The following is a 12783-nucleotide window of genomic DNA, read 5'->3' on the forward strand; positions in this document are numbered from 1 at the left end:
CGATCTTTTTCTGTCCGACCATTCGGTCTACCTTTCGATCAACCGCCCCAACCCGTCCAGCAACCGCTGCAATGCACCCTGATTGGCGCGCATCACGTTCAACCCGGCCTCTGCCATGCGCTGCGCATCTCGCGGCAGTTCGAACAGCCGTTGCACCGCCACCGCCAGCCCTTCGGCATCCTCCACCTCCTGCAACGCCCCGGCACTGCGCAACTGCGCGGCGATTTCGAGGAAGTTGAAAAGATGCGGCCCGCTCAATACCGGTTTAGCCAGGGCCGCCGGCTCCAGCAAGTTATGCCCGCCATTCGGCACCAGGCTGCCGCCGACGAATGCACTGTCCGCCAGGGCGTAGAGAAACAGCAACTCGCCCATGGTGTCGCCCAGCAGCACCGACGTATTCGCACTGACCGCATCGCCGCTGGAACGCCGGACCGTGGCAAACCCTTGTTGCTGGCACAACCCGTACACCGAATTGAAGCGTTCCGGATGACGCGGCACCAGAATCAGCAAGACATCGGGGTGAGTGACCAGCAACTGACGATGGGCCGCCAGCACCACCTCGTCTTCGCCGTCATGGGTACTGGCCGCGATCCACACCGGTCGTTCCAGCGCCTGCCATTGCCCGCGCAATTGGCTGGCGCGCTCAAGCAGTTGCGGGTCGATGGTCAGGTCGAACTTGATCGATCCGGTCACTTCGACGGTTTCCACTCGCGCGCCGAGGTCGCGCAAGCGTCGGGCTTCGGCTTCGGTCTGCACCGCGAACAGGCTCATCTCGGCCAGCATCGGCCGGGTCAGCCTGGGGAACCGGCCGTATCCCCTGGCCGAACGCTCGGACAGCCGCGCATTGGCCAACGCCACGGGAATCCCGCGTTTGGCACATTGATGGATATGGTTGGGCCACAGCTCGGTTTCCATGATCACCGCCAGTTGCGGCTGGACCCGATCGAGGAAACGCCGGGCAGCGCAAGGCAGGTCATAGGGCAGATAACAGTGCTGGATGCGCGGCTCATTGGCGAACAGTGCCTGGATGCGTTCCGAACCGGTCGGGGTCATGCAGGTCACGGTGATCGGCAGATTCGGATAACGCGCCAGCAAGGCGCGGATCATCGGCGCGGCAGCAATGCTTTCGCCCACCGACACAGCGTGCACCCAGATGCCGCCCGGTTTCATCGCCGGCATCCCGTAGGAAAAGCGTTCGCCGATGCGCCTGGCATAGGCAGGCGCCTTGCGTGCGCGCAGCCAAAGCCGAATCGCTACCAATGGCAGCCCCAGATAAAACAGCGCGGTGTAGAGAGTTCTATTCATGGCGGCGGAGTTTATCGGCTTTTTTCGCCAATCGTCTGCAAGTGCACGGCAAAACGTTCGGCGAGCCAGCGCGCGGCCGGACCGAGCGGCTCATCCCGGCGCCATACCAGCTCCACCACCAGGGCCGGCGGGGTCCATTCGCTGACCAGTTCGACCATCTGATTCTGATAAGTCGGGTACTGCACCACGTGGCGTGGCAACCAGGCCCAGCCGAGGCCACGCACCAGCCATTCGGCCATCACATAGAAACTGTCGGCGCGCCAGACTTGCGGGCTGGCGGGATCACTGCCGGGATAAATGCTCGACTCCGTGGACATCAGCAACTGCCGATGTTGCGCCAATTGTTGGCTGTCCACTGCGCCTTTACGCGCCAACGGATGATCCTTGCCGCACACCGTGACCATTTCCACGCTGCCCAGCACCCGCCGTTCAAGTGCCTCGGGAATCTGATCGTGAAAGAACAGCAGCCCAAGATCGGCACGCCGCTCCACCAGCTTGCGCGCGACTTCGCCTTGGGCGGCGCTGGTCAGTTGCACTTCAAGACTGGGGAATTTGTCCGCCAGGGCCTCGAAGCTTTCGATGATCGGCTGATAAGGCATCGCTTCATCCTGCGCCACACGCAGTCGTGCCTCCTGGCCGCGCATCATCGCCAATGCCCGCCCGTTTAGCCGTTCGCACTGGCGCAACACCTCCCGCGCTTCGTCCAGCAAAGCGGTACCGGCTTCAGTGAGCTTCGGTTGACGCCCGCTGCTACGGTCGAACAGGCTGACACCCAGGTCTTCTTCCAGCAACGCTATCGAACTGCTGACCGCCGACTGCGCCTTGCGCTGATCCCGCGCCACGGCAGAAAACGAACGCTGCTCCGCTACGCTGACAAACAACTGCAGCTGCTCCAGATTCCATTGCATGCTCATGGCTCAACCCATCTCTCAAACAGATAGGTAATGACTTTACCGCATCTGGCGAATCACTAGAATGCCGACCTCAGAGAGCAACACTTCACACGAGGATTGACCCATGACCGCTTACTACTACCTGGCCATTGCCATCTGCGCCGAAGTGATTGCCACTGTTTCGATGAAAGCCGTCAAGGGCCTCAGCACCCCACTGCCGCTGGTGCTGGTCATCCTCGGCTACGGCATTGCCTTCTGGATGCTGACCCTGGTGGTGCGCAGCGTTCCGGTGGGCGTGGCGTACGCCGTGTGGGCCGGCATGGGGATCGTGATGGTCAGCGTTGCAGCGCTGTTTATCTATGGGCAGAAGCTGGACGTGCCGGCGATGCTGGGGATGGCGTTGATTGTGCTGGGCGTCGTGGTCATCCAGCTCTTCTCCAAGACGGCCGGGCATTGATAAAAAGATCGCAGCCTGCGGCAGCTCCTACAAAGGCAGACCGAGCCCACCTGTAGGAGCTGCCGCAGGCTGCGATCCTTTTCCCGTCTCAGCTCCAATCCATGAATCTGTATACTGCGCCCTCGTCTTGAACACAGAGGTCGCTGCATGCCATCCGTTATTTCCACCGACGTTCTGATTGTCGGCGCTGGTGTCGCCGGCCTCTGGCTGAACGCGCGCCTGCGCCGCCAGGGTTTTTCGACCGTGCTGGTGGAAAGTGCCAGCCTCGGCGGCGGGCAGAGTGTGAAGTCCCAGGGCATCATCCACGGCGGCGCCAAATACGCGCTGCATGGCGCCTTGACTGGCGCCTCGGAAGCCATCGCCGACATGCCGCGCCGTTGGCGTGAAGCATTGGCAGGGAATGGCGAGCTGGATCTGTCCGGCGTGCGCCTGCTGTCCGAAGCCCATTACTTGTGGTCCCCCGGCACCCTTGCCGGCAACCTCACCAGTTTCTTTGCCAGCAAGGCCGTGCGCGGTCGCGTCGATCAGGTCAAGGGCGAGCAATTGCCGCCAGCCCTGCAAGACAAGCGCTTCAAGGGCAAGGTCTATCGCCTGGCGGAACTGGTGGTCGATGTGCCGAGCCTGATCCAGCGCCTGGCCGATCTGGCGGGAGATGGTTTGCTCGCCGGGCAGAGAATCGAGCCGTTGCTGGAAAGTGGCGTGCTGGTCGGCCTGAAGGTGGATGAGCGCGAAATCCGTGCCCAGCGCATCGTCCTGAGCGCCGGTGCCGGGACGGCGGCATTGCTTGAAGCACTGGGTCTGAGCCAGCCCGCCATGCAGCGCCGTCCGTTGCACATGATCATCGCCAAGGGGCCGAGCCTCAAGCCGCTGTACGCCCACTGTCTGGGCGGCGGCACCAAACCGCGTATCACCGTGACCACGCACCCGGCGGCGGATGGCCAATGGGTCTGGTATCTGGGCGGCGATATCGCGGAATCTGAAGGCGTGGCCCGTGAGCCCGCCGAACAGATCGCCACCGCACAGAAAGAACTCGGCCAATTGCTGCCATGGATCGACCTGAGCACGGTGCAATGGGCGACCTTGCGCGTGGATCGCGCCGAACCGCTGCAATCAGGCCTGACCCGTCCCGACAACGCCTTTGTGGCCGAGGAGGGGCGACTGCTGGTGGGCTGGCCGACCAAACTCGCCCTGGCGCCGGACTTCGCCGACCGCGTGATCGCCAGCCTGACCCGCGACGGTATCCAGCCAAGCCACCCAGCAGCACTGCCTGAATTACCGAAGCCGCCGATGGGCGTACCGGCCTGGGAGCAACTGCTGCCATGAGCCAACCGACCCTGCACGACTTGCATCGCCCGCTGGGCAGCACCGGCCTGGTGGTTTCACCCTTGGGCCTGGGCACGGTGAAACTGGGCCGCGACCAAGGGGTGAAGTACCCCAACGGCTTCCGGATTCCCGATGACGTTGAAGCTCGCATGCTGCTCAAACTCGCCCGCGACCTGGGCATCAACCTGATCGACACCGCCCCGGCCTATGGTCGCAGCGAAGAACGCCTCGGCCCGTTGCTGCGCGGTCAGCGTCAGGATTGGGTGATTGTCAGCAAGGTCGGTGAAGAGTTTGCCGACGGCCAGTCCCGTCACGATTTCAGCGCCGCACACACTCGAATGTCGGTGGAACGCAGCCTGCAACGTCTTGAAACGGATTTCATCGACCTGGTGCTGGTGCACTCCGATGGTAACGACCTGGCGATCCTCAATGACTGCGAAGTCTACGAGACCCTCGCCGCGCTCAAGGCCGAAGGCAAGATTCGCGGTTTCGGCTTTTCCGGCAAAACCGTCGACGGTGGCCTGAAGGCACTGGAGCAAGGCGACTGCGCGATGGTCACCTACAATCTGAACGAACAAAACGAGAAGGCCGTCATTGACTATGCTGCTGCACACGGCAAAGCCATTCTGGTCAAGAAAGCCCTCGCCAGTGGTCATGTCTGCCTGAGTCCGGGCGTGGATCCGGTGCGCGCCAGTTTCGAATTGTTGTTTGAACATCCGGGTGTTGCCAGTGCTATTGTCGGGACCATCAATCCGCTGCACCTCGCCCACAATGTCGCGACCGTTGCCCAGGTCCTACGTAGCCACTGACGCCGCCCACGCGGCCTTAAGCAGGAGCCGACATGTCGCGTACGCTCATCAGAAAGAACCCGAGCAACTTCAAGACCCTGCCGTTATTCGTCGAAGCGACCCCCGAAGGCCTGACTTATCAGAGCGTCGGCAGGCCGCTGAATTTCTCCCAGACCCTGCAACGTCGTCGGCCGGTGACGGTCGGCGACAGCGAACGGTTTGCCCTGGAGCTGGCCAACCTCGGGGTTTCGGTGCGCCTGACCCTGCATTGGCAGAATCGCGATTATTGGGTGCTGGTGCGCCAACGCCGGCAGGACCGTGGCGATGTGGTGCTCAAGCTGATCTCCGGCTACGTGCCGGCCCATGAGCTGAACCTGCCCTTGCACACGGCGATCCAGGAAATTGCCGAAGAATGTCTGCTGGAAACTCCGGAAGGCTGGCTCGGTGGGCGGTTCAATGACACCTGGCTGCCGACGCCCTACTCGGCCGCCCTGCATTACCGTGAAGCCCTGCCGTTTCGCTTGTCGCCACTGTCCGGCTCGGCGCGGCCGGTACGTTGCGCCAACCTGATGCTGATAGAGCGCCCGCGGGCTTACGTGCATTTGCCAACGGCGTCACTGCAACTGATTTACGACTTGCGCCTGGACGTTCCCAGGGAAGCCAAATCCCTGAGCCTGTTCCATGTCGATGAAAGACTGGAAGGCGATCAACTCGTCGCCCGCCTCGACCGCAAGCGCCCCGATCTGTACTTGATGCCCTTGCAGGACGGCCACCCGATGGCTGAGCTCTACACCTTGAAAAAGGATCAGCTGTACCCGGCCAGCACGCGCGGACTATACCTGGCCGAGAGTTTCGCCCAACAGGAAGGCTGGCTGGTTCGCGACGAGCGAATTCGCTGGAAGGACTGGGTGAGGCAGCAGGGTCTGACCCCGCCAGGGAAGGATTCAGGCCTGGCGCGGTTGCGCGGCAAGGCCAAATTGCTGCTGAAGAAAATCGTGCCGCGTAAAAAGGTAAGCTCTTAAACGCAAAAGATCGCAGCCTGCGTACTCCATGCAGGAGCTGCCGCAGGCTGCGATCTTTTGATTTTACGATCCCCAGGCTACCGGAAAAGATCGCAGGCTACGCCAGCTCCTACGACTTGCGGATCTTCTCGACAATCGCCGTGGTCGAGCTGTTTTCCACCAGCCCCAGCACTTTCACGGTACCGCCGTAGGCCGTCACGATGTCCGCGCCGACCACCTGGTCGATCCCATAGTCGCCGCCCTTGACCAGCACGTCCGGCTTGACCGCGCTCAGCAGGTTTTCCGGAGTGCCTTCCGAGAAACTGATGACCCAGTCCACCGCACCCAGACCGGCCAGTACCGCCATGCGCCGGTCGACACTGTTGATCGGACGGCCCGGCCCTTTCAGGCGGCTGACCGATGCATCGTCGTTGATCGCGACGATCAGGCGATCGCCCTGGGCCCGTGCCTGTTCCAGATAGGTCACGTGACCGGCGTGCAGGATGTCGAAGCAACCGTTGGTGAACACGATCCGCTCGTTGTGCGCGCGGGCATCGTCGACCGCCAGCAACAGCTGCTCAAGGCCCAGCACTCCACGCTCGGAACCTTCCTCACGCTGAATCGCACGACGCAGTTCCGGCGCACTGATGGCCGCCGTACCGAGTTTGCCGACCACGATACCGGCCGCCAGATTGGCCAGAGCCACCGCGTGAGGCAGTTCTTCGCCAGCGGCCATCGCGGCCGCCAGAGTGGATATCACCGTATCGCCGGCACCGGTCACGTCGAACACTTCACGGGCACGGGCCGGCAAGTGCAGCGCCGGGTGATCCGGACGCAACAAGGTCATGCCGTGCTCGCCACGTGTCACCAGCAAGGCACCGAGGTCCAGGTCGTGCATCAACTGCGCGCCCTTGCTCACCAATTCGTGCTCATCGGCGCAACCACCGACGATGGTTTCGAATTCGTTGAGATTCGGCGTGATCAGGCTCGCACCGCGGTAGATCGAGAAATCCTTGCCCTTGGGATCGGCCAGCACCGGAATGCCACGGGCACGGGCGGCCTGGATCAGCGCCTGATGGTTTTTCAGCGCGCCTTTGCCGTAGTCGGACAGCACCAGCACCTTGATGCCTTCGAGCAACTCATCGACCTGCACGGCCAGCGCCAGCGCGTCAGTGGCGAAGGGTTCTTCGAAGTCGATACGCAGCAATTGCTGGTGACGGCTCATGACCCGCAGCTTGACGATGGTCGGCTGGTGCGCAATGCGCTGGAAGATGGCCCGCACGCCGGCGCCCTTGAGGCTGTTGACCAGGCTGTTGGCGGCTTCATCGTCGCCGGTTACACCGACCAGCGAGGCCGGGGCCCCCAGGGCGGCAATGTTCAAGGCAACGTTGGCAGCGCCGCCCGGACGGTCCTCGATGTGATCGACCTTGACCACCGGCACCGGCGCCTCAGGAGAAATCCGTGAGGTACCACCATGCCAGTAACGGTCGAGCATGACATCGCCGACCACCAAGACGGGGGCTTGATCGAATCGCGGCATGGACAACTTCATGGTGCAACCCACATACAGAATGAACAGGGGCGCGATATTAACACAGGGTTGGTGTCGGCTTGTGCGGTGGCTGCAACCGGATTATTCGCCGGGCTTTATTGCTCGTTTTTTGAGCAAAAAAACCCGCCAGACGACGGCACGCGTCGCTCATTTCCATCGCCTGCGTATCGATTTCACACTCCGCATGCAGCGGCGCCTCGTAGGGACTGTCGATGCCGGTGAAATCCTTGATCCGGCCTTCCCGGGCAGCCCGATACAAACCCATGGGATGAATTCCGGCTTGGTCAAGAAGCGTGAAGGTCTGGATACAAATCACCGGACGCGTTGCACGTCGGGTGCGCGAAAGGGCGAGCCAGGCTCGCCCTTTCGCGGTCAGGCGATGTCTTCGGCCGGGGCGTCGAGGCCCATCGCGTTGAGGCGCGAGTAGTAGCCGTTTTGCGCCAGCAGTTGATCATGGGTGCCGCGCTCGACGATTTTCCCCTGATCCATGACCAGGATCAGGTCGGCCTTCTCGATGGTCGACAAGCGGTGAGCGATCACCAGCGTGGTGCGACCTTTCATGACCTGATCCAGGGCTGCCTGAATATGCCGCTCGGACTCGGTATCGAGTGCCGAAGTCGCCTCGTCGAGAATCAGCAGCGGAGCATTCTTCAACAATGCCCGGGCAATCGCCAGGCGCTGGCGCTGACCACCGGACAGCAGCACGCCGTTTTCCCCGACCTGGGTGTCCAGGCCTTCAGGCAACTGAGCAATGAAGTCCATTGCATAGGCGTCCTTGGCCGCCTTTTCAATGTCTTCACGGGGTGCGCCAGCCAGGTCGCCATAGGCGATGTTGTTGGCCACGGTGTCGCTGAACAGGGTCACGTGCTGGGTCACCTGGGCGATATGCTGACGCAGGTTCAACAGTTTGTACTGTTCCACTTCGACGCCATCGATGAGGATTTCGCCCTTGTCGTGGTGATAGAAACGCGGAATCAGGTTGGCCAGGGTCGACTTGCCGCTGCCCGAACGCCCCACCAGCGCCACCATTTGCCCGGGCTCGACCGAGAAACTGATGTCATTGAGCACCTGACGCTCGGTGTCAGGGTACGTAAAGCTGAGGTTGCGCACGTCCAGGCGACCGCTGACGACGTCACGCTCGACGGTGCCGGTATCGACTTCGGGCGCGACATCCAGTTGTTCAAAGATACTTTCGGCACCGGCCACACCCTTCTGGATGGTCGAGCTGACTTCGGACAGCTGGCGAATCGGCTTGGGCAGCAGGCCGGCCAGGGTGATGTAGGCCACCATGTCGCCGGCGGACGCATCGCCACGCAGGAACAGCACCAGGAACATCAGCACGGCCATGGCGGTGTAGATCACCAATTGCAGTAGCGGCGTGTAGATGGCGCCGGTGCGGGTCATGCGCAATTGCTTGTCGGTGTTGCCCTGGCTGGCGTCGAAGAAGCGTTTCTCTTCGTACTTTTCACCGCCGAAGCTGCGCACCACGCGATAACCCTGGATCGTTTCGGACGCCACATGCGTCACGTCCCCCATGGCCAGCTGGATTTTCTTGCTCTGCTTGCGGAATTTCTTGCTGGCGGTGCGCACCATGATGGCGATCAGCGGCAGGATGGCGACCATGACCAGCGTCAGGCGCCAGTTCATGAACAATAGCGAGGCAAACAGGAAGATCACCGTCATGCCTTCACGAATTACGACCTTGATCGCATCCGTTGCCGCCCCCGTGACCATGGTCACGTTGAAGGTGATACGTGAAATCAGGTGCCCCGAGTTATGCTTGTCGAAATACCGGTTTGGCAACACCAGCAGGTTGTTGAACAACTGCACCCGCAAGTCATGGACCAGGCCCAGGGAAACCTTGGCCAGGAAGTAGTTGCCCAGGTACGACCCCAATCCCTGCCACGCAGCGATCAGGATGATCAACAACGGCACCGCCTGCAGCAGTTGCAGATCCCGCAGGTAGGGCACGGTTGGAAACAGCGCCGCTTCAGGGTTGGACAGACCGTCGACGAAGTACTTGAGGATGTAGCCCAGCATTGGCTGTGTAGAAGCGAAAATCAGAAAACCGACGATGCTGATCAGGAACAGGCTGATGTACGGCCGGACATAGCCGAGCAGACGGAAGTAGATTTTCAAGCTCGATGGGCTTGCGCAGAGACTGGAGTCGGTCATATCACGCGATTGTCGATAAAAAGGACGCTGACTTTAGCACAGCTTCCCCAGGGTTCTGGCAATCGCATACAGTCTGTGTATTGTGGCGCGTCAAATAGCCACCAAATGTCCCTGCCTTGGTACGCTCGCTCAATTCAGGAATAAGTTACTCAGCATGCAATTAAACGCGTTGAACAGCACGTCCAATAGAATCTTCGATTTCATTTGCTTGTGGATCCTTCCGCTCGGTTATTTATTGCTGCTTTGTGCACTGTTTTTCCTGCCAGGGCGCAGTGTGCATCACAAGCTTTACTATGGCCTGTTCAGCATTCCGGCACTGATTGCGCTGTGCCTGCGTCCGCGGCTCAGCAAAGAACTGCTGCACGAACCGATCGTCATTGCAGCCCTGTTGTTTCTGGCGTGGGCACTGCTCAGCCTGTGCTGGGGGCCAGGCAACGACATCGACTTTGGTCAGTTCAAACCGCCATTGCATACCCTGTTTCTGTTCGTTGGCTGCTACCTGCTGGTGCGCTATCGCAGCGAAATCATTCAGCCCCTGCTGTTCTGCGCCGCGATTGTGGCGCTGGTCGCCACTGTCTACAACCTGTACAGGTTCGGTCTGATCTACCAACCGGAAATGCGCCTGATCGGAGTAGGTGCGTTCGACAATCCACTGCTCAGCTCCCACGTTTTCGGCTTTTTCTGTACCTACTGGCTGAGCCTGAGCATGACCTGCAAGCGACACCAGGTACTTTGGTTGAGCATACCGGCGATGGCGATCATGTTCGCCGCCGTCCTGGCCACCGGCTCCAGGACCCCACTGGTTGCACTGACGCTGGCTGCGCTGTGGCTGTGTTACATCTGCTGGAATCGACGCCCGGTCTTCATGCTTGGTTCCATGCTCATTGCAGGAACGGCGACTTTCGCGTTGTTTGCGGACAAGATCCTCGAAAGAGGCAGTTCCTTCCGTATCGAACTCTGGCAATTGGCCCTGGACAGGATCGCTGAACATCCATGGATCGGGCACGGCTACAACGCCGGACTGAGCCTGGACCCCGGCGCCGGCTACCTCCTTCAGGAGCCCCATAGCTTCGCCCTGGGCGTGCTCTACTACGTCGGCATTATCGGCCTGCTGCCATGGCTGTTCTTCCTTGCGTGGAGCTTCATCAGCAGCCGGCGCCATCGCGTGCAACCGCTGTTTATCATTGCCTCCGCCTGGCTGGCCTTCGGTATCGGTGCAGGCCTGACCGAAGGTGGCGGGATTATCTCTCGCCCCAAGGAGCACTGGTTCCTGCTGTGGATCCCGTTGGCACTGATTGCCGCGTTGAGCATCAATCAACGGGCCAGGCGCCTGCTGGACATGCCGATCAAGACCGCGACGCCAAGCGCCCTGCAACAGCTGACTGTCGATGCCCGGGTCATCGAAGAAGATGGTTTGGGCCCCAAAGTCCTGCGCCTGACCGATGGCAGCTTTCTCAAGCTGTTCCGCCGTCGCCGCTGGTACACCTCGGGCAGTTTCACGCCCTACTCCGATCGTTTTGCCGTCAACAGCGTGCAACTGCGCAGCATGGGCATCCCGACACCGCACATCCTCGACCTCTACCGGTTCGAAGACGGCAGCACCGCTGTGCACTACTCTCCCTTGCCGGGCAACACGCTGCGCCAGATCCTGCAAGGCATCACCGCCCCGGCGGTGCGCCAGGCACTGGTGGAGCGCTTCGGCAAATTCATGGCCCAACTGCATCAGCAAGGGGTCTACTTCCGCTCCCTGCACCTGGGCAATGTGCTGGTGCTGGAGGACGGCGAGTTCGGCCTGATCGACCTGGCCGACCTGCGAATTTACCCTTCATCGTTGAGCCCTTCGCTGCGGCGGCGTAATCTGCGCCACATGCAACGCTACGCATCAGATCGGCACTGGCTGTTCGAGGATCACTTCGAAGCGCTGCTGCAGGGATACGCCGCGGCGGCTTCGAAAGCCGACGTGGATAATTTGCACAGACACGTGCTGGCCGGGAGTCCTTCGGCCCAGGCTCACTGATGATAGAAACCAACCCCCTTATCGCGATGATGGCCTACCTGCTCGCCATCGCGACCGCTGCGCTACTGTTGCACCGCGTGCCGAGATTCACCCGACAGCTGGAGCATTGCGGCGAAAGCCGCTTTGCCGGCATCGACGGCTTACGCGGGTATCTGGCCTTCGGCGTGTTCGTGCACCACTCGATCATTACCTGGATCTTTCTGCAAACCGGCGTGATCGATTTTCCGCCGAGCAACTTCTACTCGCAGCTCGGCCAGGGTAGCGTCGCCCTCTTTTTCATGATCACCAGCTTTCTGTTCTGGGACCGCTTGCTCACCCACGGGCGGCAACACGACTGGCTGGCATTTGCGGTATCTCGGCTATTTCGCCTCTACCCGCTCTACCTGCCGCTGATGTTGACCGTGTTTGTCTGTGTGTTCTATTTGCAGGACTGGGAACTCAAGGACTCCGGCACCCAGCTCATTGGCCAGACCCTGGCCTGGCTGATCTTCGACCGGCCAGACGTCAACCAGTACCACCAGACCGGCATGCTGATCTCCAACGTCACCTGGACGCTGGGGTATGAAGTGTTTTTCTACCTGGCCCTGCCACTGGCCGCCATGGTGTTCATTTATCGCGGCGGCTGGATGCAGACAGTGCTGTGCCTGATCGGCATCTACACCCTGTACCAGGTGGTCGGCTGGGAACACTCGCTGAAGAAGCACTACCTGGCCAGTTTCCTCGGTGGCATCGCTGCGGCGTACTGGGTTCGCCGTCCACAATGGGTCGCCTGGAGCCTCTCTCCGCTGGCGGGCATCATCGCCCTGATCGCATTGGCGATCGCCTTTACGGCGTTCAACCGGGCATTCAATCCGGGAGCGCTGCTGCTGCTTTCACTGTTTTTTGTGATTGTGGCGTCCGGCAACACCTTGTTCGGCGCCCTGAGACCACGCAGCATTCGCTGGCTAGGGGAAATCAGCTACAGCACGTATTTGCTGCACGGTTTCGTGCTCTGGATACTGGTGCAGCGACTGCCGCCGGTATTGCATCTTGACGCCAGGGAAGTGTGGGTCTTCCTGCCGTTGCTGGCCGTGTGCAGTTGCCTGCTGATCATCATCAGCAGCCTGACCTACCTGCACATCGAAAAGCCCGGTATCAATGCCGGCAAGAAAACCCTGCACTGGTTACGCCAGAACAGGAAACCGAGGAAAGAACTTTTGGAGGAGACGGTTCAACAACGTTGAGCAATCGTCGAGGCATGTCACCGCGAACAATGCCACGTCGTCCACCCCC

At 60.9% G+C, this 12783-nt stretch carries 10 protein-coding genes and 1 pseudogene; 6 read left to right on the top strand and 5 right to left on the bottom strand.

Going from position 1 to position 12783, the window contains the following annotated elements; all coding sequences use genetic code 11:
* Window positions 1-27: 27 nt before the first annotated feature.
* Together waaA and AC1DKH_RS17095 are read right to left on the bottom strand one after the other, a co-directional pair.
* Window positions 28-1305, bottom strand: a complete 1278-nt coding sequence (gene waaA, locus AC1DKH_RS17090) for a lipid IV(A) 3-deoxy-D-manno-octulosonic acid transferase (protein WP_477798734.1) — start codon at window positions 1303-1305, stop codon at window positions 28-30.
* Window positions 1306-1316: 11 nt separating this feature from the next.
* The gene (locus AC1DKH_RS17095) at window positions 1317-2219 is read right to left on the bottom strand and encodes a LysR family transcriptional regulator (protein ID WP_477753922.1); all 903 of its coding nucleotides are present in this window, start codon (window positions 2217-2219) and stop codon (window positions 1317-1319) included.
* A 103-nt stretch (window positions 2220-2322) separates the two neighbouring features.
* Here AC1DKH_RS17095 and AC1DKH_RS17100 point away from each other — a divergent pair, with 103 nt between their 5' ends.
* The 4 genes from AC1DKH_RS17100 (at window position 2323) to AC1DKH_RS17115 (ending at window position 5788) form a co-directional block, all read left to right on the top strand.
* Window positions 2323-2655 carry a DMT family transporter gene (locus tag AC1DKH_RS17100; RefSeq protein ID WP_007977444.1) on the top strand — a complete coding sequence of 111 codons (333 nt, stop codon included), beginning with the start codon at window positions 2323-2325 and terminating at the stop codon, window positions 2653-2655.
* Between the two features lie 147 nt (window positions 2656-2802).
* The gene (locus tag AC1DKH_RS17105) at window positions 2803-3978 is read left to right on the top strand and encodes an NAD(P)/FAD-dependent oxidoreductase (protein ID WP_477798735.1); all 1176 of its coding nucleotides are present in this window, start codon (window positions 2803-2805) and stop codon (window positions 3976-3978) included.
* Entirely contained in the window at window positions 3975-4787 is an 813-nt protein-coding gene (locus AC1DKH_RS17110) for an aldo/keto reductase (protein WP_477798736.1), read from the top strand. Before AC1DKH_RS17105 ends, AC1DKH_RS17110 begins: the two co-directional genes overlap by 4 nt.
* Window positions 4788-4819: 32 nt before the next feature.
* The gene (locus AC1DKH_RS17115; RefSeq protein WP_477760291.1) at window positions 4820-5788 is read left to right on the top strand and encodes a metal ABC transporter ATPase; all 969 of its coding nucleotides are present in this window, start codon (window positions 4820-4822) and stop codon (window positions 5786-5788) included.
* Between the two features lie 109 nt (window positions 5789-5897).
* Here the strand turns inward: AC1DKH_RS17115 and hldE are convergent, their stop codons facing one another.
* The 3 genes and pseudogenes from hldE to msbA all read right to left on the bottom strand — a co-directional run bounded on the left by hldE (window position 5898) and on the right by msbA (window position 9494).
* Entirely contained in the window at window positions 5898-7319 is a 1422-nt protein-coding gene (hldE, locus tag AC1DKH_RS17120) for a bifunctional D-glycero-beta-D-manno-heptose-7-phosphate kinase/D-glycero-beta-D-manno-heptose 1-phosphate adenylyltransferase HldE (protein WP_477753926.1), read from the bottom strand.
* Window positions 7320-7356: 37 nt separating this feature from the next.
* Window positions 7357-7587 (bottom strand): annotated as a pseudogene (locus AC1DKH_RS17125) (adenylyl-sulfate kinase); the annotation flags it as partial.
* A 104-nt stretch (window positions 7588-7691) separates the two neighbouring features.
* Entirely contained in the window at window positions 7692-9494 is a 1803-nt protein-coding gene (msbA, locus tag AC1DKH_RS17130) for a lipid A export permease/ATP-binding protein MsbA (protein ID WP_477763687.1), read from the bottom strand.
* A 154-nt stretch (window positions 9495-9648) separates the two neighbouring features.
* Here msbA and AC1DKH_RS17135 point away from each other — a divergent pair, with 154 nt between their 5' ends.
* Both AC1DKH_RS17135 and AC1DKH_RS17140 read left to right on the top strand, forming a co-directional pair.
* Window positions 9649-11511: an O-antigen ligase family protein gene (locus AC1DKH_RS17135; protein ID WP_477798737.1), complete on the top strand. Its 1863-nt coding sequence runs from the start codon at window positions 9649-9651 to the stop codon at window positions 11509-11511.
* The gene (locus tag AC1DKH_RS17140) at window positions 11511-12734 is read left to right on the top strand and encodes an acyltransferase family protein (protein ID WP_477798738.1); all 1224 of its coding nucleotides are present in this window, start codon (window positions 11511-11513) and stop codon (window positions 12732-12734) included. The genes AC1DKH_RS17135 and AC1DKH_RS17140 overlap by 1 nt, the downstream gene beginning before the upstream one ends.
* The last annotated feature ends 49 nt before the right edge of the window (window positions 12735-12783 follow it).

Source organism: Pseudomonas sp. 05L36 (assembly GCF_056398125.1).